Source organism: Sporosarcina sp. USHLN248 (genome assembly GCF_037144575.1).
GTDB classification, from domain to species: Bacteria; Bacillota; Bacilli; order Bacillales_A; family Planococcaceae; genus Sporosarcina; species Sporosarcina contaminans.
Map to the genome: position 1 here is coordinate 62,978 of NZ_JBBCZC010000007.1, position 20,705 is coordinate 83,682.

23 protein-coding genes and 1 riboswitch are annotated in these 20,705 nt (G+C 45.1%); of the genes, 4 read left to right on the forward strand and 19 right to left on the reverse strand.

Annotation, left to right across the window (positions count from 1 at the left end):
• Positions 1-181: 181 nt before the first annotated feature.
• Entirely contained in the window at positions 182-304 is a 123-nt protein-coding gene (locus WFH04_RS04335) for a hypothetical protein (RefSeq protein WP_336822837.1), read from the forward strand.
• A 60-nt stretch (positions 305-364) separates the two neighbouring features.
• Here the strand turns inward: WFH04_RS04335 and WFH04_RS04340 are convergent, their stop codons facing one another.
• The 16 genes from WFH04_RS04340 to WFH04_RS04415 form a co-directional block, all read right to left on the reverse strand.
• Positions 365-1,048, reverse strand: coding sequence for an alpha-ribazole-5-phosphate synthase (locus WFH04_RS04340; RefSeq protein WP_336822838.1), 684 nt, complete (start codon positions 1,046-1,048; stop codon positions 365-367).
• A complete protein-coding gene (locus WFH04_RS04345; RefSeq protein ID WP_336822839.1) occupies positions 1,045-1,530 on the reverse strand; it encodes an ECF transporter S component in 486 nt (161 codons plus the stop codon). Before WFH04_RS04345 ends, WFH04_RS04340 begins: the two co-directional genes overlap by 4 nt.
• A gap of 4 nt (positions 1,531-1,534) precedes the next feature.
• Complete coding sequence (locus WFH04_RS04350) at positions 1,535-2,116, reverse strand: cob(I)yrinic acid a,c-diamide adenosyltransferase (protein ID WP_336822840.1); 582 nt, start codon at positions 2,114-2,116, stop codon at positions 1,535-1,537.
• 2 nt (positions 2,117-2,118) lie between these two features.
• Positions 2,119-2,514, reverse strand: a complete 396-nt coding sequence (locus WFH04_RS04355; protein WP_336822841.1) for a bifunctional adenosylcobinamide kinase/adenosylcobinamide-phosphate guanylyltransferase — start codon at positions 2,512-2,514, stop codon at positions 2,119-2,121.
• Positions 2,457-3,053, reverse strand: coding sequence for a histidine phosphatase family protein (locus WFH04_RS04360; RefSeq protein WP_336822842.1), 597 nt, complete (start codon positions 3,051-3,053; stop codon positions 2,457-2,459). The genes WFH04_RS04355 and WFH04_RS04360 overlap by 58 nt, the downstream gene beginning before the upstream one ends.
• Positions 3,026-3,724: an adenosylcobinamide-GDP ribazoletransferase gene (gene cobS / locus WFH04_RS04365; protein WP_336822843.1), complete on the reverse strand. Its 699-nt coding sequence runs from the start codon at positions 3,722-3,724 to the stop codon at positions 3,026-3,028. Before cobS ends, WFH04_RS04360 begins: the two co-directional genes overlap by 28 nt.
• Before the next feature lie 59 nt (positions 3,725-3,783).
• The gene (locus tag WFH04_RS04370) at positions 3,784-4,617 is read right to left on the reverse strand and encodes a cobyric acid synthase (RefSeq protein ID WP_336822844.1); all 834 of its coding nucleotides are present in this window, start codon (positions 4,615-4,617) and stop codon (positions 3,784-3,786) included.
• Positions 4,614-5,195, reverse strand: a complete 582-nt coding sequence (locus WFH04_RS04375; RefSeq protein WP_336822845.1) for a bifunctional adenosylcobinamide kinase/adenosylcobinamide-phosphate guanylyltransferase — start codon at positions 5,193-5,195, stop codon at positions 4,614-4,616. The genes WFH04_RS04370 and WFH04_RS04375 overlap by 4 nt, the downstream gene beginning before the upstream one ends.
• 12 nt (positions 5,196-5,207) lie before the next feature.
• Positions 5,208-6,287: a threonine-phosphate decarboxylase CobD gene (gene cobD, locus WFH04_RS04380; protein WP_336822846.1), complete on the reverse strand. Its 1,080-nt coding sequence runs from the start codon at positions 6,285-6,287 to the stop codon at positions 5,208-5,210.
• Positions 6,274-7,230: an adenosylcobinamide-phosphate synthase CbiB gene (gene cbiB / locus WFH04_RS04385; RefSeq protein ID WP_336822847.1), complete on the reverse strand. Its 957-nt coding sequence runs from the start codon at positions 7,228-7,230 to the stop codon at positions 6,274-6,276. Before cbiB ends, cobD begins: the two co-directional genes overlap by 14 nt.
• Positions 7,230-8,702, reverse strand: coding sequence for an adenosylcobinamide amidohydrolase (locus WFH04_RS04390; protein WP_336822848.1), 1,473 nt, complete (start codon positions 8,700-8,702; stop codon positions 7,230-7,232). Before WFH04_RS04390 ends, cbiB begins: the two co-directional genes overlap by 1 nt.
• Position 8,703: 1 nt before the next feature.
• Complete coding sequence (locus WFH04_RS04395) at positions 8,704-9,696, reverse strand: FecCD family ABC transporter permease (protein WP_336822849.1); 993 nt, start codon at positions 9,694-9,696, stop codon at positions 8,704-8,706.
• Positions 9,689-10,672 carry an ABC transporter substrate-binding protein gene (locus WFH04_RS04400; RefSeq protein WP_336822850.1) on the reverse strand — a complete coding sequence of 328 codons (984 nt, stop codon included), beginning with the start codon at positions 10,670-10,672 and terminating at the stop codon, positions 9,689-9,691. Before WFH04_RS04400 ends, WFH04_RS04395 begins: the two co-directional genes overlap by 8 nt.
• A gap of 67 nt (positions 10,673-10,739) precedes the next feature.
• A complete protein-coding gene (locus WFH04_RS04405; RefSeq protein WP_336822851.1) occupies positions 10,740-10,892 on the reverse strand; it encodes a hypothetical protein in 153 nt (50 codons plus the stop codon).
• Between the two features lie 15 nt (positions 10,893-10,907).
• A riboswitch (cobalamin riboswitch) is annotated at positions 10,908-11,090 on the reverse strand.
• A 248-nt stretch (positions 11,091-11,338) separates the two neighbouring features.
• On the reverse strand, positions 11,339-13,006 hold the full coding sequence (gene argS, locus WFH04_RS04410) for an arginine--tRNA ligase (protein WP_336822852.1): 1,668 nt from the start codon (positions 13,004-13,006) through the stop codon (positions 11,339-11,341).
• Positions 13,003-13,425, reverse strand: coding sequence for a YwiB family protein (locus WFH04_RS04415; RefSeq protein WP_336822853.1), 423 nt, complete (start codon positions 13,423-13,425; stop codon positions 13,003-13,005). The genes argS and WFH04_RS04415 overlap by 4 nt, the downstream gene beginning before the upstream one ends.
• A gap of 461 nt (positions 13,426-13,886) precedes the next feature.
• Here WFH04_RS04415 and WFH04_RS04420 point away from each other — a divergent pair, with 461 nt between their 5' ends.
• A complete protein-coding gene (locus tag WFH04_RS04420; protein ID WP_336822854.1) occupies positions 13,887-15,944 on the forward strand; it encodes a transglycosylase domain-containing protein in 2,058 nt (685 codons plus the stop codon).
• A 488-nt stretch (positions 15,945-16,432) separates the two neighbouring features.
• Here WFH04_RS04420 and WFH04_RS04425 read toward each other — a convergent pair whose 3' ends face one another.
• Positions 16,433-16,963: a YwhD family protein gene (locus WFH04_RS04425; RefSeq protein ID WP_336822855.1), complete on the reverse strand. Its 531-nt coding sequence runs from the start codon at positions 16,961-16,963 to the stop codon at positions 16,433-16,435.
• 68 nt (positions 16,964-17,031) lie between these two features.
• On the opposite strand from WFH04_RS04425, the gene WFH04_RS04430 reads away from it, so the two are divergent.
• Together WFH04_RS04430 and WFH04_RS04435 are read left to right on the forward strand one after the other, a co-directional pair.
• Positions 17,032-17,220 carry a 2-hydroxymuconate tautomerase gene (locus tag WFH04_RS04430; protein WP_336822856.1) on the forward strand — a complete coding sequence of 63 codons (189 nt, stop codon included), beginning with the start codon at positions 17,032-17,034 and terminating at the stop codon, positions 17,218-17,220.
• Between the two features lie 94 nt (positions 17,221-17,314).
• Entirely contained in the window at positions 17,315-18,655 is a 1,341-nt protein-coding gene (locus tag WFH04_RS04435; RefSeq protein ID WP_336822857.1) for an amidohydrolase family protein, read from the forward strand.
• Between the two features lie 56 nt (positions 18,656-18,711).
• Here WFH04_RS04435 and WFH04_RS04440 read toward each other — a convergent pair whose 3' ends face one another.
• The gene (locus WFH04_RS04440) at positions 18,712-19,230 is read right to left on the reverse strand and encodes a YwgA family protein (protein ID WP_336822858.1); all 519 of its coding nucleotides are present in this window, start codon (positions 19,228-19,230) and stop codon (positions 18,712-18,714) included.
• Positions 19,220-20,542 (reverse strand): HD domain-containing protein, encoded by a 1,323-nt coding sequence (locus tag WFH04_RS04445; protein ID WP_336822859.1) that lies wholly within the window; start codon positions 20,540-20,542, stop codon positions 19,220-19,222. Before WFH04_RS04445 ends, WFH04_RS04440 begins: the two co-directional genes overlap by 11 nt.
• Positions 20,543-20,705 lie beyond the last annotated feature (163 nt).

The window sequence follows — 20,705 nt, forward strand, 5'->3', positions numbered from 1 at the left end:
CTTTTTAGATGATTTCCTATTGAAAGTAACGGAATGTTGGCATGGATTGCAGGAGGTCCATTCTTTCTTATAGACTCCACCTCAATTTCAAGCGGTTTACGAATTATTTAATCGCGGAATCAGACTTATTAGCTTTGTGGTGTATTGATAGGATTTTTCGGTTTATTCGCCGGGCATTATTATGACTGGTTGGAATTGTGGATTCACTGGCGAAGACTGTGTGTTTACTGGCGTGAAGCGTGGATTTACTGGCGAAGACTATGCGTTTACTGGCGTGCATTGTGGATTTACTGGCGAAGACTGAACGTATTCAGCCACATCTCCACTGCAAAAAAAGCCGCCCTAATTAGGACAGCTATAATTATTATTTAATTTCCAACCGATGCAGATGGTTTCCAAAATGCTGCTCTGCCTGCTTAAGCCTATCTGGACGGATACCGAGCAATACAGCGGTCGCTGGGCCGGCTGATTTTTCGATCTCCAATTCCGTCTGCACTTGAACGTTTTCCGTTCCGGTTATTTTCTGGATTTCATGTAAAATGCCTTTCGAGCCGACAGGCCATAGCCGCTCGATGATTCTGTTGCGATATGCATCGTGCAAGATTTGTAATTGAGCAATTTCTCCCACTCGTTCCACCACTTCGTCTCCTACAAGCGGGGTACCGTATATTCTCCAAATGAGCCCTTCAATCGGTGAAATTAATCCCGACTGCTTACCGATCATTGTAATTGCAACTGCGGATTGCACCATTTCCATATTTGTTTCAGTGCTTCCTGTAATTTTTGGCAACGCCATGCTTGATTCCGAAAAGGCTTTTTCGACTCCTGCAACATAGCGATTCCAACTATTCTCACCACTGAAATTGTGAATTAACACCGTAACCGGCTCGGCATTTGCCGCCCATTGCTCCACTAAAGCAACGCGGGCGGCGAAATAGGCAGTTACTTCATCCGGTACATGTATGAGATCAGCAGGCTTTTCACCGATGCCACCTGAGTTGTCTGTCGTGAGGATCAGCCCTCCACCGATGTCCATGGCATTTCTCAATTGCTTGCACCGAATCGTTTAACAGCCACTTTGCGCAATGCAGGCATTACAACAGCCGCCACTGCAGCATTCAATACGGTCGCCATCAAAACGGATGGCAATAGGCCAACGAAGACTGCTGGAGATAGAAGAAAAAAAAAGGGCAATGAAGCCAACACACCGTTTGCAATAATGAAGAAAGCCCATTTCAGCACATGGCGGTCTGCACGGTGCAGCCGGGCAAACAGATACAAAATGACAAACATTTCAGCAGCGACGAGCAAATGAAAAGGGCCTAATGGGAAGCCCGCATACATTGTCGAAGCTAAATGCCCCATTAAAGATGCGATGCCGACAAATACAGGTGGCAAAAATGAAACAGCCAATAGCGCAGGCACTGTATCCAACGCCAATGAACCGACTCCTGATGGAATTTTAATTAGCCCGCCGATGACACAAAGTGCAGCAAATAATGCGGTCAATGTCATCCTTTTAAGCTTCAATTCATTATTCCCCTTTCTTCTTGTCAGTCCTGAATACTTTTGCACTTCGCACATATTCATTATCCGGAACACCTAAGCGTGCATTGACAATGCGCGCCGCGACGAATAAATAGTCTGAAAGCCGGTTCAAGTAACGTTGGACAATTGCCGGCACTTCCTCTTCCGCTTTCATTAGCGTCACTGTCAATCGTTCAGCTCTTCTCGTAACCGTGCGTGCAATATGAAGCGTAGCTGCTGCTGGCGATCCGCCAGGCAAAATGAATTTTTCAAGCGGTGGTGCCTCTTCCATCAATGCATCGATTCGCTGCTCTAACACTTCAATCGGGCCTTCTGCTAATTTGTAATGGCGCTCTTTCATGACATTTGCAAGATCGCCGCCTCCATCGAATAATTCGTTTTGAATCGCTTCCAAATCTTCAAGAATATCCCCGAATTTAGCGCTGTCTAATTCGGTCATCGCTTTTCCGATGAACGAATTCAATTCATCGATCGTGCCATATGCCTCTACGCGAAGGCTATCCTTATCGACACGCCCGCCGATTAAGCTCGTTTTTCCTTTATCGCCTGTTTTCGTATAAATTTTCATACTTACTCTCCCCTTTTCTTTAAAGTTTGTGGCAAACCGTACCAAACTCTCGTCACTACATTTGCTTCCCGAAATAGCCTTTGATAAAGACGGCCGCATGCATCTCTTACTCTACGTTGTTCGGCGTCCATCGGCACAATTCCTCTGCCAATATCCGTCAAAATGAAGATGACTTCACGCCCTTCAGTTATTTTCAGTATATGCGATATCGCTTCCGCTTCCGACAATTTCGTCTGAAGAAGCCATTCCTCAATATTAGCGACGACCACTTTCTCGCAATCCGGCAGTGCATCGATCATTTCAGGACGATCTGCGAATAGATAATCTTCATCTGTACCGATCAGTTCTCTGACATATGCCCGTTTTCCGTTATGCGCACCTCCGACAACGACATGCATCTTCTTCCCTCCTCCAAATCAGCCCGGTTTTTCCATCTAAATTTCCAAATGGAACCGTGCGGGACAATCCATGACCAAAAAGGTTTTTCCTCCGGAGCGAATTGCGCCATCATCATCCGGATCGGTCCTCCGTGCGTTACGGCAAATGCTTCATTCGGCAACGATCGAAGTGCCTCCACTACCCGCAACCGCATTTCCTTCAAACTTTCCCCGCCTGTGGGCGCATAGCGGTGTGGATCGCCAATCCAGTTCCGATACTGTTGATCCGTCTCCAATTCCGTGTACGTTTTCCCTTCAAATGCCCCGAAATGACATTCACGAAGGCGTTCATCTGCGGAGTAGGAAGCGTTTGGGAAATAAATCTTAGCAGTCTGCTTTGCACGAAGGAGATCACTGCCATAGACGGTCGACACGTCAATAGAAAGTGGATTCATTTCTAAAGGAATGATCGGCTCATTTGTCCAGCCAATATATTGTTTCTTTTCATTTCCCTCAGTTGGAAAATGGCGTATTACATACAAACTATGACCACGATCCATAAAACCGCCTCCATCCCTTCGATAAATGCGCCGCATAAATCTCCGGTAACGCCTCCAAAATGCTTCAAAGACCATCTGTTAAATAAAAGCACTCCAAGCACAAGAACGACGAACCAAACAATTGGCAGCAAAATTGTCGACAAAGCAAAGATAGTTGCAATTAACGTTGCAAGCCCGATTAGCGAAGAACCCAAATTTACTATACGGCCATTCATTTTCGTTTTGAAAAAGTGGGCAATTCCTTCTTCTTTCGAGAGAGGGGTAAGTGCAAAATAAACATTCATCCCCGCCCGGGCAAGCAATGGAATGGCAATAAAAACAGCAAACCCGCTAGCATTGCCGCTCAAAAACTCATAAAGCAATGCCGCTTTCAACAACAGCAAGAAAACCATTGCCATCGTTCCAAAAGCACCTATACGTGGATCGTTTAAAATTTCATGGCGCTTTTTTAAATCTCTATAGGAAAAATAAGCGTCTCCTGTATCCGCAAAACCGTCAAGATGGAGACCGCCAGTCAAGCCGGTCATCACGATTAATAAAAGCACAGCTGTTAACAACGGACTGAAGTTAATTGTTTCCGACAGCATCGCTACCCCGAAAGTGAACAGCCCGATGAGACCTCCAATAATTGGCAAAGCGATATACATCGAGGTGACTTCTTTTTTGCCCATAGGGAGCTCCTTTTTAATTGGAATAGAAGTGAAAAACTGTAAAGACAGTACGAATCCCTTCATTCTTTCACCCGACCCGACATAATTTCTTTCAGTAGTGGCCAGTTCAAGTGGGCTTTCACATGCCTTGCCCACTCATCGTAAACGTCCCGATCATCAGATACAGCAGCTGTCGGCCTATCCATATCTTCCTCTTCGATGCCATGATCTTTCATATAAGGGAGGATGCCTACGACCGGAATATTCGTATACGATTCAATAAATTCAACACCCTCTTTAAATAAAGCCGGATCTCCGTGGAATTTATTCACAACAATCGCTTTTATACGCATTCTATGCTCCGGCTCCAATAGCATGATTGTCCCTACGATCGAGGCGATCGCTCCGCCGCGCTCAATATCAGCGACTAATAGAACAGGAACGTCTGCCATGTCCGCTATGCGCATATTGACGATCTCTCGGTCATTTAAATTCACTTCGGCAGGGCTGCCTGCCCCTTCGATGACGATCATTTCAAACTCGGACTCGATTTTCGCAAGCGCTGCTTCCACTGTTTGCAATGCGGTCTCAAAATAGCGTTTCCGATAATCCATCCCGCCGATTTCGCCGAAGCGCTCCCCTAATAAGAAGACTTCCGACTTCATATTTTTTGTCGGCTTCAATAAAATCGGGTTCATTTCAATAAGGGGTTTTGTCCTTGCTGCCTCCGCTTGTAAATATTGCGCACGGCTCATCACTTTGCCATCGTTGAGCGCTATGGAAAAGCCAGACATATTTTGCGATTTGAACGGGGCAACTTTCAGTCCTTCATCTGATAAAATCCGGCAAAGCGCCGTGCAAATCATCGTTTTGCCAACATCGGACGCCGTGCCCATCACCATAATACCTTTCATTGCACGCACACCTGCCCTTCCTTTTTCCACTCAATTGCAAACCCATAGTCCATTTCGATTGCATTGTCGGCAATTTGCACGAATTTGCAATGAAGGTCTCCAAGCAATTGGCTATATCTCTTCGTTTCTTCATATGGAGACGGAAGTTCATCCAATACTTCATTGGAGACGATCGTTACATGGGTGGCGATTTCGCGCATATTTTCAACCGCAGCTACCACCTCACTGCACTTTCTCTCCATACAGCCCGGGACGTTGACGCAAAAAATACCGTCTTGATTTGTCGTATACATTTCATTTGCGAGCCAAGTTGTCAAGCAATCCCAAAGGACATAATCTCCCGGCTGAATATGCGGCAACAACTCGGCAATTGCGATCGGCTGTTCAAAAGTTAGCCAGCCCGCATCTGCCCGATCATGGCGATGTTTTGCGATCCGCTCACGCATTTCATCGTCCGTCGCTTGCCCGGATGCTATGTAAATGAGCCTGCCCCCTGAGCTATTCGCCTGCTCCACTAACCATTTTTCGGCATAAGCGCTCTTTCCACTTCGTACGCCGCCGCTAATAAATGTAAGCATGCGCTTCCCCCCTTACCGATTTTGCACCGCAAACCAATTGGACAGTTCCTCTTTCAGCAAATGAAGCTCATCTTCGCCTTTCATGCCGATTCGAAGCCAATTTCCATCCATCCCTATGAAATTTTCCGAATGGCGGAGCACCATGCCCTTTTCAAGCAAATGCTCATACAGCTCTTTCGTCTGTCCACCAAATTTGAAGGATAAGAAGTTTGCAGTCGAGTCCGTTACGACGCAGCCATTCGACTTCAAAAAGAAGCTCATTTCCTCACGAGCTTTTGTTGCATGGCGGATTGCACGTTCACGGTAGTCGATCTGCTCAAGGCAAATCTTTCCGATAAAAGCAGCGAAGCCATTCACATTCCAATGCGGAGCTGCAGCTTTTAACGATTCAATTACTATAGGATGCGCAACGACATACCCAAGCCGGATGCCCGGAATGGCATACATTTTCGTCATCGATCGGACGATGATGACATGCTTATAGCACTCTATGTCAGAAATAAAGGAAGCTGATTCATCTACAAAATCAATGAATGCTTCATCCAAAACGATTTCACAGCCTGTTTCGCCTGCTGTTCGAATAATTAAGTCAAGCTCGTCACGTGGTGGCAATACGCCAGTCGGATTATTCGGAGTGCATAAATAAAGGACATTGACATGGTGTAAAGCTTCTAAAATTTGCTCTGTTGGCAATTTAAAGCCGTCCGTTTCAGAGGCGATGATACGTACCACCTCAGCCCCTTTTGCGGTGAGCGTCGCTTCATATTCGGAAAACGTCGGGTGAACGATCAACGCTCGCTTGCCCCGATACCTTTCCGCGATGAGCGATAATAGTTCCGCTGCACCATTCCCCGCTAATACCCTCTCTACCGGCACGCCGTGGAACTTTGCTGCCGCCGACAAAAATGGCTCCCCTGCTGGATCAGGATAATGCTTCAGTCTGGATAATAAAGACGGCCAAACCGTTTGCACTTCTTTCGGCGGGCCGGCCGGATTGCAGTTCTCACTGAAATCGAACAGCTTCTCTGGCGCGTCTATGCCGAGCCGCTCATATAACTTCTTTGGGTTCGCTCCATGCTCAGGCAACTGCATATAGTACCACTCCAATCAACATCATCAATAAAAAGAAAGCAAAAGACGCCCTGTGCATTTGGACGATCGCGGTCTGAATATGGGCGGCTTCCAGCTTTCGCATATTCGGGCCAATTTCTGGCCGTTTTGAAATAACGCCCCGATAACTGCTTTCTCCGCCTAACTTGACGCCCAGTTGCCACGCGGTCGCGGCTTCCAAATATCCGCTGTTCGGGCTCGGATGGCGACGTGCATCCTTCCTCCAGCCTGCAAATCGCTTGCCAAAAGGAATCTTCCCTTCATTCGGAGAGAACAACAGAATGAGCAAGCCGGTCATTCTTGCAGGAATGAAATTCAATACATCGTCCGCACGCGCAGAAAACTTCCCGAACTCGTAATAGCGCTCATCACGATAGCCGATCATCGAATCAAGTGTATTGACCGATTTGTACATCCATAAACCAGGTGCACCAAAAAGAAATGCCCAAAATAAAGGCGATGTAATTCCATCAGCCGTATTTTCAGAAACCGTTTCGATCGCTCCGCGTGCTATTTCACTTTCCCCTAACCGTTCCGTGTCTCTGCCAACAATCCAAGACAATTTTTTGCGTGCTTCTTTCATATCTCCTTCTATTAACGGTTCATATACTTCCAAAGCAGCTTCTTTCAAACTTTTCTGGGCAAGTCCAACCGCAATGAGAATCGTTTCAACGACAATGCCTGCAAACAAGTGCAGCTTGTACGAGAAAAAAACAACGGTTAATACAATCACAGTGACAGTTACTACAGTAATGAAAAACGCCATCGTCCCTTTCATGACGCGTGCTTTTCCTTTATTTAGCCGCTTCGTTAATGTCGAAATAAGCGATCCGATCAAACGGACAGGATGCGGCCAATTCTGCGGATCGCCAACAATTCGGTCAAGAAAAAAGCCGAGGGCGATGGCAATGAAATGCGCTGCCATCATTCCGTCCAGCCTTTTGCTTTTTTATAAGCTTTCAGCGCTCGGATCGTGCAATCATACACGCCGTGACCGATCAATTTACCTAACGGACTAACCGGGCCTGCATAAGAAAGCATCTCTCCAGTTTGTGTTGCCGCAACTAACAGGCTGTCTGTCGATGTTCCTGTTGCAATTGTTCCTGTTAGCGGATCTTTTATGTTTTCATTTTGAAGCGCCTTCGTTTTTGCCTCTGTAGCTGTAATCATCGCCTGAATGAACGCTTCCTCCGTCAACTGGCCATTCATGATGACCCAAGTGTTGATCGTCCCGATTCGATTTTCTCGTTCTCGCTCAATCGCTTTCGATGCGTCAACGGCATTGCCGACTCCTGCTGTCACCGCAATAAGGATGGAGCCGAAATCCGCTTCATACTCACCAATCTCCACATGCTCTGTCATCACTGCGGTCATCATTCCGACCGTTTCAGTTAAATGAAAACCGTGCCGTTCTAAATAATTAGCGTTTTCCTGCTTGGCATCGGCAATATTGTAATTTTGATCGACATGGCGATTGACGAAAGTTCGATACCAGCCCATCCCCGGATTATGGACAGCGGATGACAACGTTTTCAACGGTTGCCTCGACTGAAATGCGACAAATTCCTTCGATACGGTAAATTGCTCTTTTGTAACTCTCATAGAATCGACATTGTTTAATTGCTGAGGCAGCAACATCATTTGAGGCTTCGGCAATTCCGGATGGGGCTGCGTTTTTACGCGCGCATGATAAACAGGACCGATTGTCGTATCTTTAACAACGTCCAACGGTGTACCAATCGTTGAAATTTCTCCCTTATCCATCAATAAAAGGCGATCGCAATATAAGGATGCCAAGTTAATATCGTGAAAAACAGATAGGATCGTAGTCTCTTTTTTCAAAGCATGATCACGAATTGTATCCAATAATTGTTGCTGATGGGCGATATCAAGGTGGTTCGTCGGTTCATCCAATAAAAGAATGGGCGCCTCCTGCGATAAAGCCTGTGCAACGAAGACACGCTGCTGTTCTCCACCGGAAAGCAGTTCAATTGCCGTGTCTTTGTAGCGTAACACGCCTGTATACTCCATCGCTTCTGTAACTGCGCGCTCATCTTCATCGGACCAAGTCGAGAATAGTCCTGATTGATGTGGATATCTGCCTAAAGCGACAGTGTCTTTCACAGTATGGGAAAAGGCATGTGCATGCAGCTGCGGCAGAACAGCCACTTTCCTTGCAAATTGCTTTTGTGAGTACGACTCTGCAGATTGTCCGTCAACTTCTACTGTTCCATCCTGTTTCGGCAAAATGCCTGATATTAGCTTGAGCAAGGTCGATTTGCCGCTGCCATTCGGCCCTAAAATGCCTACTACTTCTCCTTTTGCTACTTGGAAAGAGATATTTTTTACGATCGGCTCTTTACCATAGCCACCCGTAAGGTTATTGACATGCAACATGTCACATCGCCCCTTTCCTTCTTTGTCTGTAAAAGATGTATGCAAATACCGGTGCGCCGATGAAGGCTGTAATGACACCGACTGGCAATTCCGAAGGCGAAATGATCGTGCGTGCAATCAAATCGCAAATGATGAGCAATGACGCACCGTTCAAAAAGGAAAGCATCAATAAATGCCGATGATCCGATCCCCACATGAGACGTGTCATATGAGGCACGACGAGACCCACAAAGCCGATCGTTCCGGACACCGCCACTGCTGCCCCTGTCAATATCGAACCTCCGATCAAAATCATGAATTTTCGCCGTTTAACGTTGACGCCTAAATAATGGGCCCGTTCTTCTCCAAATAGCATCGCGTTCAATTCACGTCTGTTCAGCCATAAAATAAAAGAACCGATGATGACGAACGGTAGAACCATGATGATATAGTTCCAACCGCGCATCGATACGCTGCCTAATAGCCAGCCGATAATTTGTCGCAGTTCTTCTCCTGTCAAAGCAATCATTAAAGAGAGCACTGACCCTAAGAAAGATCCGAAAATGATGCCTGCTAAAATGATCGTTTCCATTTTCATAGAACGGTCGACCAATTTTGCAAAACCTAACACTAAAAACATGACAACACCTGCACCGATCATGCTGAATACAGGCAATGTGAAGTTGCCGAACAGTGGGATGGACAAACCAAAAAAGAGTGTCATGACAGCACCCACTGAGGCGCCGGATGACACTCCGAGGGTATATGGATCAGCGAGCGGATTTTTCAATAAACCTTGGAAAGCAGCTCCTGCAATGGCTAGTGATGCTCCGACGAGGCCGGCTAAAATGACACGTGGCATTCTGATTTTCCATAAAATATTCGTTGCGGTTTGATCCGATGAATCCCATAGCGTACTGATCGGCACGTTCACGGTTCCAATCGTCACACCGAGCCAAACCGCTACAATGAGCGTAGCGGTTGACACGATGTAAGCGATCGTTGCTTTATTCACCGAAAGCCTCCGGATAGATGGCTCTCGCGACTTCTTCTAAGCCTTGTGCAAGACGCGGACCTGTTCTGCTCGTCAAGTTTTCATCTACTTGAACAACCGCATCTTCCTTAACTGCTGTCACGTTGCTGAAGCCGTCGCGTTTTTTTACACTTTCAACGATGTCGGGCACATAACTATACATGACGATGATGACGTCTGGATCTTGATTTACAATCTCTTCAGGGCTGATCATGACCCAGCCTTCTCCTGTCACAATATTTTCAGCACCGATCATATCCAACATTTCTTGCATGAATGTGTTTTTACCGGGGGCGTAAATTTCAGGTGCGTCAGATGTTTCGACGAATACACGCTTTTTATTTTCCACAGCTTGCGTTTTTGTAATGACTTCTTCGACTTTTGCTTTCATCTCGTCGACAATTGCTTCTGCTTCTTCTGTTTTACCAGTCGCTTGTCCTATCGTTTCGATCGTTTTATATGTTTGTTCAAAATCTGCTGCATTTTTCACGACAAATACATTCAAACCAGCATCACGAAGCTGCTGCAGCCCTTCATCGCTAGTGCCTAACATGGATTCATGCGCAAAGACAATTTCCGGATTCATCGAGATGATTTTTTCAACGTTGAATTCCATGCCGCCGATCTTTTCTTTTTTTAGTGCTTCTTCGGGATAATCGTCCCAATCATTGACACCGATTATTTCTTCATTCAAACCGAGTGCAAATAAAATTTCCGTATTGCTTGGAATCATGGAAACTATCGTTTCCGGAGCTTTTTCAAGCGTAATATCATTGCCTACCGCATCCGTCAATGTAACCGGAAATGCTTCTTCAACAGCTTGTTCAGTCTCTGCCTTATCCGTTTTTTCAGTTGCCGGAGTCGTCTCATCCTTCTTTGCGTCATCTGAAGTGCCACATGCTGTTAGCAGAAATGTCGCAAGGACAGCTGTTAGCCATAATTGCCAAAACTTTTTCATTATCTAATCCTCCTGTTGATTCCAAATAATCAATCCGCCATGGCGTGATTGCGTCTGGATTTTAACCTTATTCAGCAAGCGATTGGAAAGTGCGCAACAATGCACTTCGATGATCACTTTTGAGACGAAACTTTTTGCTGAATAAAGATAAAAATCCCCCGTCATACAACGGAGGAATGAGTTCAGTAAAAATACGGCCACGCACGCCGATTTTCACCAAACCTATCCTCGTAGGCACGGGTGACTCATGAAGGCAGGTCTCCTGGCTCGTGCTCATTGCTTGCCGCGCCTTCCCGGAATACCAAAGTCCAGTGGCGTATGGCGGTTTGCGAACACTTACAGTGGCGGGACCGCGCCGGAATTCAACCGGCTTCCCTTTTAACCCCGTCGTTGGGGCACCTTCATGTTTGGATATGTAATTTTGTATGGCTCTATTATACTATAGTTTTTCTCCTTGTCGATAGAATGGATTTCCAAATGCCTGATGCTGTGCAAATGAAAAATTATTATACATTTCCCTGAGGTTTGTTATGCTGCGAACTTCTATATTGCGATACAGACGATCTACATTGTGCCGCAATGCACACCGTCTAAATAACTTCCCCCATTCTATCCCAATCAAAAAAGGCCCGGAAACATTTACGTTTCCAAGCCTTTTTCTTTGCTTTACATTCTTTCAGGCGCATGCACGCCGATGAGTTTCAACGCGTTCGCAATTGTCGTCCTTGTTGCTGTGACGAGTGCGAGTCTAGCTTCGGATAGTTCACGGTTCTCTTGATCCAATACTTTTTCAGCATTGTAGAAGCTGTGGAATTCAGCTGCTAACTCATGTATATACGTTGTGATGCGGTGCGGAGAACGAAGTCTTGCTGCATCGCTTACAACACGCGGGAAATCGCCTATTTTCTTCAGTAATGTCTGTTCTTTTTCCGTTTGCAGTAAATTCAAGTTTTCCATGGAAGCAGAAAAATTCTTTTCCTCGGCCTGGCGCAAAATGGAAGAAATTCGCGCATGTGCGTATTGTGCATAGTAAACCGGGTTTTCATTTGATTGCGAAATGGCAAGGTCCAAATCGAAGTCCATTTGCGAATCGCCAGAACGCATCGCAAAGAAATAACGGACTGCATCGAGACCAACTTCCTCAACGAGCTCACGCAATGTTACCGCCTTGCCGGTACGCTTGCTCATTTTGAACTTCTCGCCATCCTTGTACAATTGGACCATTTGGGCAACTTCCACTTCCAATGTGTCGCGATCGTAGCCTAATGCTTCTATCGCAGCCTTCATACGCGGAATATACCCGTGGTGATCTGCGCCCCAAATATTAATGAGCTTATCGAAGCCGCGGCGTATTTTATCTTCATGGTATGCGATATCTGGCGTCAAATACGTATACGTTCCATCATTTTTAATTAACACACGGTCCTTGTCATCGCCAAATGTCGTTGAACGGAACCAAGTCGCTCCATCCTCTTCGTATACATGGCCATTCGCACGCAGTTTGTCTAATGCAACGCCGATCTTGCCGTCCGTATAGAGCGATGTTTCGGAATACCAATTATCGAAACGGACACGAAAATCTTCAAGGTCCTTTTTCAATTTATTCAATTCATAATCAAGGCCGTACTTCCTGAAAAACTCAAGACGTTCTTGTTCGGGAGTGTTAACGTATTGATCTCCAAACTCTTCCGCCAACTTCTTACCGATGTCAATAATGTCTTGACCATGATAGCCGTCCTCCGGCATTTCCTTTTCAAGCCCTAATGCTTGGAAATAACGAGCTTCAACAGACAGCGCCAAATTGTTCACTTGATTGCCTGCATCATTAATGTAATATTCACGGGAAACATCATAACCGGCAAAATCAAGGATGTTGCAAAGCGAGTCACCTAAAGACGCGCCACGTGCATGTCCAAGATGCAAATCTCCCGTCGGATTAGCAGAGACAAATTCCACTTGCACTTTTTCATTCTTGCCTGAGGTTGAACGGCCATAATTTTCACCTTGCGAAAGAACCGTTTTCACAACATCGCCGAGGACATCATTTTTCAATCGGATGTTCATGAAGCCTGGTCCGGCAATTTCAATCGAATCAATCGCTGTTTTGTCAGCATCCAATTTTGATAGGATCGCTTCCGCAATTGCGCGTGGAGGCTGTTTCGCGATTTTCGTCAGTTGCATGGCGATATTCGTTGCGTAATCACCGTTCTCCTTGTTTTTCGGCGTTTCTAAAATTACATCCGGAATTGTCGTTTCATCCGCCAAACCGGCATCTATTACCGCTTTGCGAAAAGCGTCTTTTATTTCCTGTTGAATTTGTTCAACTGCGTTCATGATTGTACCTCCGTATATGTAATGGTAAGTTCATGCGTACCTAAGAGCGTGTCGTCAGCATGCAATGTGTAATGCGCGAAGATGCTGCCTTCCTGTACTTGAAGACGTTCCGTTTTTACGAATAAATTAAAGGAAGCCGGTCCTGCTCCATAACTGCCTAACCTCGTGCTCCCTGCAGTGAAAGGCAAACGCATATTGACTGCACCGCTTCTCATGATAATCGTATCTTCTTCGTCCAGTTTAACCGTTGTGTGCACTTTTTGACCGTCTTGGCTTTCTTCAAACCGCAAGTAAGTTTTTCCACCCTTTTCAATCAGTTTGCCCTTGGCCGTCAATTCATGCGTGTCAGCAGAGGATTCATCGTGCTTAATCGTTGAATGAAGCTTCACATTGACATGGCGCCCGTTTTCCGTTTCCATACGCACACCGTCCTTACTTTCAAAATATCTATTCATTATATCGTTTTTCAGTTGTTTATTCCAATACTGCTTCAGAATTTCAGTCATATTCATATGACTCAGCTTGTTGACAAACGCTCGCATACTGCGTTGCTCGTCTCGCTCGTCCCCTCATGAACCTTAAGTTCTATTCGGGTCTTCGCTCGACTTCGCGCCTTGTCTGGCAAGCGTTTTCAAGCCAAGCTGGGCAAACACTTATCCCATAACTAAAAACCTTTAAAAGACTGTAGACAAAGTGAAAAAATACTTTGTCTACAGTCTGAGTCATATTCATATGACTTCTTGTATCTTCACTGCGGCATGATTGAAGAAACGGCTTTTGAAATCTATTGACTATGTTTTGTATTTTTACATGATTACCGTTTAATCTCTTCCTTGCTGTCGCATACTGTCTGTAATGATTGATATGGGGACGGGATTATATGAGAAGAGCTGATTATATTAAAAAAAGGAAAAGAAAAAAGATCTTCCGCTCAATGCTGCTCATTAGCGTGACATGCGTAACGGCAATGTTTACCGTTTTGCTTTGCTTGCGATTATATGCGCAAATTACCGGCGCACCCTCTTTAAGCGTTCCGAAAGCGAGTGTCTTCTTAGATAAGAACGGCAGACAGATCGGCGACCGGTTTTCTGCCGAAAGACGGTATTGGGTCGACTTAGACGAAGTTTCCCCTTTGTTGATCGACGCTTTCATTGCAACAGAGGACCGGAATTTCTATGAGCATGGCGGGTTCGACTATAAAAGGATTGCTGGTGCTATTTTACGCGACATTAAAACAATGCGAAAAGTGGAAGGGGCAAGTACAATTACCCAACAGTATGCCCGGAATTTGTTTTTGACTCCCGAAAAGTCATGGAATCGGAAAATAAAAGAGGCGCTCATCGCCTATCGTTTGGAACGATTTTATGACAAAGATGTCATTTTGGAAGGCTACTTGAATACTGTATATTTCGGCCATGGGATGTATGGCGTTGAGGCGGCGAGCAAGTTTTATTTCGATAAATCCGCAAAAGATTTGACGTTGGAAGAATCCGCTGTTATTGCAGCCATTGCCAAAGGGCCATCAATCTATTCGCCGCTTGATAATCCGGAGCGTTCTAGGGAGCGGCAACTACTTATCCTTTCATTAATGGAGGAGCAAGGGTTTATTACCGAAATTCAAAAAGAGCGTGCGAAGGACGTAGCAATTCATTTGAAGACGGAAGATTGGCAAGGTACGAAACGGGTTGCGCCATATTTCTTAGATGAGGTTTGGAGGGAAGCCGAACAGATTTTAAGCAATAAAGGGCGCTATCCTGCTGAAGGCGGGTGGACAATCCGAACGACGCTCGATCCGCATCATCAAAAAACTGCTGAGGAAATCATCGAAAGGTGGATGCCTGACAATGAACTTCAGTTAGGCTTTATGTCGATCGAGCCAGAAACCGGGGAAATCACTGCCCTCGTCGGTGGTCGGAACTATGCAGAAAGCCCCTTCAACCGGGTAACCCAAGCGAAAAGACAGCCCGGATCTGCAATGAAGCCAGTACTCTATGCTGCCGCGCTTGAAAGCGGCTATAACCCAATGACATTTTTGTCTACTGAACGGACAATCTTCACATATGATGACGGAAGGGCAACTTATGAACCGAAAAACGTCAATGGAAAATTTGCAGGACATCCGATATCGTTGGCACAAGCAATCGCCATTTCAGATAATGTGTACGCGGTGAAAACGTTAGAGGAAATCGGTTATAAGAAATACAATAAAATGGCGGAACGTTTAGGGATTGACGTACAATTTCAAGAATCCCCAGCTGTTGCATTGGGTACTTCCGAAGTTACCTTGCTGCAAATGACAAACGCCTATAACCGGATCGCCTCGGGCGGAATGAAAGTGGAGCCGACGACGATTTTATCGATTGAGGATGCTGACGGGAATATTGTTTACGAACGACCGGAGAAAAGCACAAAGCGGGTTATAACAGAGCAAGACGCGTTCGTTTTGACACATTTACTGACGGGTATGTTTGATCCCGTTTTTAACGACTACTCAGTCGTTACCGGACTATCCATGCGGCCAAAGCAAACGAGGCCATATGCTGCAAAATCGGGCACAACCATTTCGGACCAATATTTGATTGGCTACACGCCAACGCTCACAGCCGGCATTTGGACAGGTTACGACGTCGGTAAACAGTTGACCGATCTAGACGACAAATCGGCATCCAAGAAAATTTGGATCGACTTCATGGAGAAAGTCCATGAAGGTAAGCCTCCGGAGCCGTTCATCCCGCCAAGCGGTGTTCAAAGCGTCATCGTAGACATCGAAACCGGCGGCATTGCGGTAAACGAATGCCCAAACCAGCGGCAAATTTACGTCAAAGATAAAGATATGCCACAAAAACTTTGCACTGATCGATCGTTGCGTGAGGAACGGTCTAACAAAGAGCAGGAGGACGGCACATTCGAGCTCTTCCCGTTTTCATTTTTTGAATGATTGAACTTTGGAGCTATATTGTGTTGCAGGACAATTATGTAGCAATGTGAGACGGTTACGTTGCGTTGTGACTGATTTACATTGAAATGTGAGTTCCATGTTGCGTTGCATAGCAGCTATGTTGTTCGAGACACTTGCGTTGAAACCGATTTACATTGAGATGCGAGGTCGAAGTTGTGTTGCAAGCTGTTTTACGTAGCATTGCAGGCGAGTTACCTTATGATTCGAAGCCTACATTGTGTTGCGAAGCACAGAATACGACAATCAAAAAAGCTTTCCTCTCTGAATCGTTCAGGGAGGAAAGCTTTTTTCCGGCGATGCCTACTATAGATTAGGATTCTCGCTTGGGTTGGTGTGAATCCCTTTCTACAATATGGTATCGTGCGGTTGTCCTAGCCTACAATTGCAAGCTGTATTTTTAGTGTACTTGCTTTACGAGTAACATTCAACCTTCGATAGCGCTTCTACTGCCAAATTTCACAGTTTGTTCATAATTCTGGTGAGTCGGCGCCTAAATCGATATGCAGTTTTGGCTCACTGCGATCCCACATTTCTTTATTATGGCTTGATAGGAAGTCAGCCAAAATCTTTTTCGATTTTTCATCCATATGGTCAACGATAATATGACGCTTCATTGATTTATCCATTTTATTTACATGGTCGGCCAAAATTTTGTAGCCACGCCGTTTTTCCTTATTTACAACCATTTCACAAGCTGTAACTCCGGCGTAATACGGGCCGGACTCCTTGAAATCGATCGTAACCCATACGAGCCAATACGGTTTTCCGCCTTCCGAGTCTTCTCGGTTTGTCGTAAATTTGACACCCCGTTCTGTATCGCTTCGGGCGTGCATGGCACCAATTTCAATACGGGCCTCTCCCTCTTCAATATCGACAATGACCGGCGATACGTTTTCCAATGACAAAGATCCGATGCCGAACCCTTTATGCCCATCTGTCGGATCGTTTTTTATAATTGTAAATCCCATTTTCTTCTTTGGCTTCTGTTCATTCGTCATTCCAATACCACCTTCCACTCTGTTATCATATATACTATACCGAAGTTTAACCGAAAGGGGGAAATGACATGCCATATGTAACTGTTAAAATGTTAGAAGGACGCACGGAGGAACAAAAACGGGCACTTTGCGAAAAAGTGACGGAAGCTGTAGCTGAAACGACAGGAGCACCAGCGCAAAATGTTGTTGTCTTTATTGAGGAAATGCCGAAAAACCATTATGCCGTCGGAGGCAAACGTTTAAGCGACGGGGAATAAAAACATATAAGGCGGTTGGTTCATTCCAATTGCTTTTTAATATGCATCCATTAATTATCAGAATTATAAAACCTTGCCGTTAGGGGATGGGATGATGAGTGTTCTATTAAAAGGCGGGCAAGTTTTGGATTTTGAGAAAGGCCAATTTGTGCAAAAAGATATTTTACTTAACGGAAATAAAATATTGGCTGTAGCCACAAATTTGCAAACAGGTTCAGAGATTATCGATTGCAGCGGCAAATGGATCATCCCTGGCCTTATCGACATGCATGTCCACATAAAAATGGGGTTTGCTCCCCTTTTTACGGCAGCTGGCGTTACTACAGTTCGGAATATGGCAGGCAGTTTATACGAGCTGCACAACATGATTGAAGCGCCATCCGATGCACCGACTCCACGCATAATTTCGACTGATCGGTTGATCGATGGTTCTAAAAGTTTATGGGGAGAAACAGGACCTTTTAATTTAAGTACAGATGATGAGCGAAAAGTTATTGAAGAAGTCCGGCGCCAAGTGAAGGAAGGGGCCTCTTTCATAAAAGTATACAATAAGTTAATGCCGGAAACGATGCGGGCTGCCGTCGAAGAAGCAAAATTGCATCATAAGGAAGTTAGCTGCGATTTAATCCATTCCACACAAGTAAACGCGGTCGATGCTGCTGATATGGGGATCGACTGGAATGAACATGCGTCTGGTTTTATACAAGCGATGTATCCGCAATGGTCTACGCAGGCAGAGGCAAACGTATGGAATGAAATTCCTTGGGATGAGCCGGATGAGGATTCCATTATTGAAATTTGTCGACATCTCATTAAAAAAGGCGTCAAGTTATGCCCAACAATAGCCTTTTACGATCAAGCACGTTTATTGGAAAATTATTGGAAAATAACACACCCCGTCATTGACAAGGCTTTTGAGAATCAAGGATTGATCGGTCAATGGCAAATGTTCCTGCAACATTCCGCAGGATTGGAGCTTCTCGGCAGGCAGCATAAAATCATTAAAAAGATCGCTTACTTGTATCACCAAGCAGGCGGAACGGTTGTCACGGGAACGGATACGCCAGCAGGCATTTTCACGTTCCCTGGCATGGCGCTTCACAGAGAATTGGAATTATTCGTTGAGAGTGGCTTTACAGAAATTGAAGCGCTGTCCGCCGCAACAATCAACGCCGCAAAAGCTTTACAACGCATAGATTTAGGTAATATTATCGTCGGCAATATGGCAGACTTGGCAATATTGGAGAACAATCCATTGGTTGATATAAAGCATACCCGAAAGATTAGCTTAGTCGTTAAAGGTGGTAAAGCATTCACCCCGAAAGATTTACTAAACGCTGTGCCATCTGATGAGGAAGTTGAGAGGTTTCTGGAAAAGTTACTGCAGCATTTTGAAGAGGTAGGTCTCCTACCAAAAAATCAACAAATGTATTGAATCCGAAAAAGACTGTAAAAAAGTGCATAGCTACTTTTTTACAGTCTCTAACAGTGTTACATATTGTTCGGTACGCCCGCACCCTTTTGAAGCTCTTCAATAAATTCAAAAGCGGATTCGATTTCTTCTTCTGTATAATTCAATTTGCTCTTCACAATTTTGACTTTCTCCACTTGCTCTTCTTGCGGCAAATAATCGAAGTATAAAAGAGTTGAAACCAATTCCAAAAATCTTGAGCTTTTGCCGTTCATCTTCTCAATGCAAACCGATAATAGATCATGGGGTTCCCCCGCCATCTCTACAAAGCGCTCTCCTTCTTCAGTTACATTGTAGCTATATTGGACATAGGAGCCTTTATCCTCGCAACGCTCTGCCAAGAATCCCATTTCACAAAGCTCCTCCACTCGCAATGTTAGCTCCTCCGAATAAGGGCCGTACATATGCAACTCGTATTTTTCGGCAAACGGAAACTCCATCTTTTTCGCGATGTACACCATTTTTTGGAGCTTTTTCCGGCCGTTCACTTCATTCGCCAGTGAAATGAACTGCACTATTTTGGCATGTTCAATCAACAAGCTCGTCCACTCCTTCCGATCCTCTCAGCATCTTCAAAATCTGATTGATGTGCGGGTCATCCTGTTTTTTATCTAATAAATCCTCAGGAAAATAAATTTTATGGTCTGTCCTTCTTTTGCCCGATATCGCATCGACAATTTCCGATGACCGGGATAGTTCGCGCAGCTCCCCACTCGCCATTTGCAAATAGATTGGCACACGCTCGTTCTCCTCACCTGGCCGATAAAAATCATAAGGCAAGTCGGACGATGAATCCGTGACAAGATAATATTCCGGGTCAATTCCCACTTTTCTAAACAACTGCTCCAGCTCTACAACCTTCCGGTATTCAGTTGCCGGTTCGAATTCAGCATATTGGAACAGCCGTCTGTTAATGAAACGATCACATAAATCAGCCAATACGGGATCATTTTCTTTTCGCCACCATTGGAAATACGTTAATAGGATGCTCTCATCAAGAGATATGTAGTCTTCTAACTCGATGGATTGATCGAAAAATGACTTGAAATGCACGGGCTCCTGCGCAAACGCATAGCCGCTATTATGTAAGTGCTTCGCACGATGCAAGATTTTGATCAAAATGACTTCTGCACTTCGAGAAACAGGGTGGAAATAGACTTGCCAATACATTTGGTACCGGCTCATTATATAATCTTCCACCGCATGCATGCCGCTAAACTTAATGACGACTTGCTCTTCCGCAGGCCGCATGACGCGCAAAATCCGTTCCATATCAAAATGGCCGTAGGAAACCCCTGTATAATAAGCATCTCTCTGTAAATAATCCATTCGGTCGGCGTCAATCTGACTTGAAATCAAGCTGACGACCAATTTATCAGGATACGTTTTCCCGATGACATCCGCCACTTTTTGCGGAAAATCAGGCGACACTCGACGGAGGACCGCGTTGACTTCAGTTGGCCCTGTCAAAATAGCTTGTGTATATTTTTCATGATCAAGCGCAAATACCTTTTCAAACGCATGCGAAAAAGGACCGTGCCCTAAATCATGCAATAAAGCAGCACACAGCGTCAATAGCCGTTCTTCATCATTCCACTCTTCCCTGCCGCTGAACCCGTCATCAATGATACGTCTCACAATTTCATAGACGCCCAATGAATGCTGGAAACGGCTATGCTCCGCACCATGGAAGACTAAATATGTCGTCCCCAACTGACGGATTCTGCGAAGCCTTTGGAATTCGCGCGTGCCGATCACGTCCCATATCACTTTGTCGCGCACATGGATGTACCGATGCACCGGATCTTTGAACACCTTCTCTTCGAAAAGCTTTTCATATTTATAATCCATTGCGCCACCTCCACGTCCATTTTATTTATTATAGCAAAAAGGATGGGCAGCTGTAGATGAAAAGAAAGGTTTTTATTCAAATAGTGTAAGGTTTTTTCAAAGTGTCCAATTTGGATGAATAAAAGTATTGAACCCTGTCCAAACTGTTCGTAGAAAGAGACTA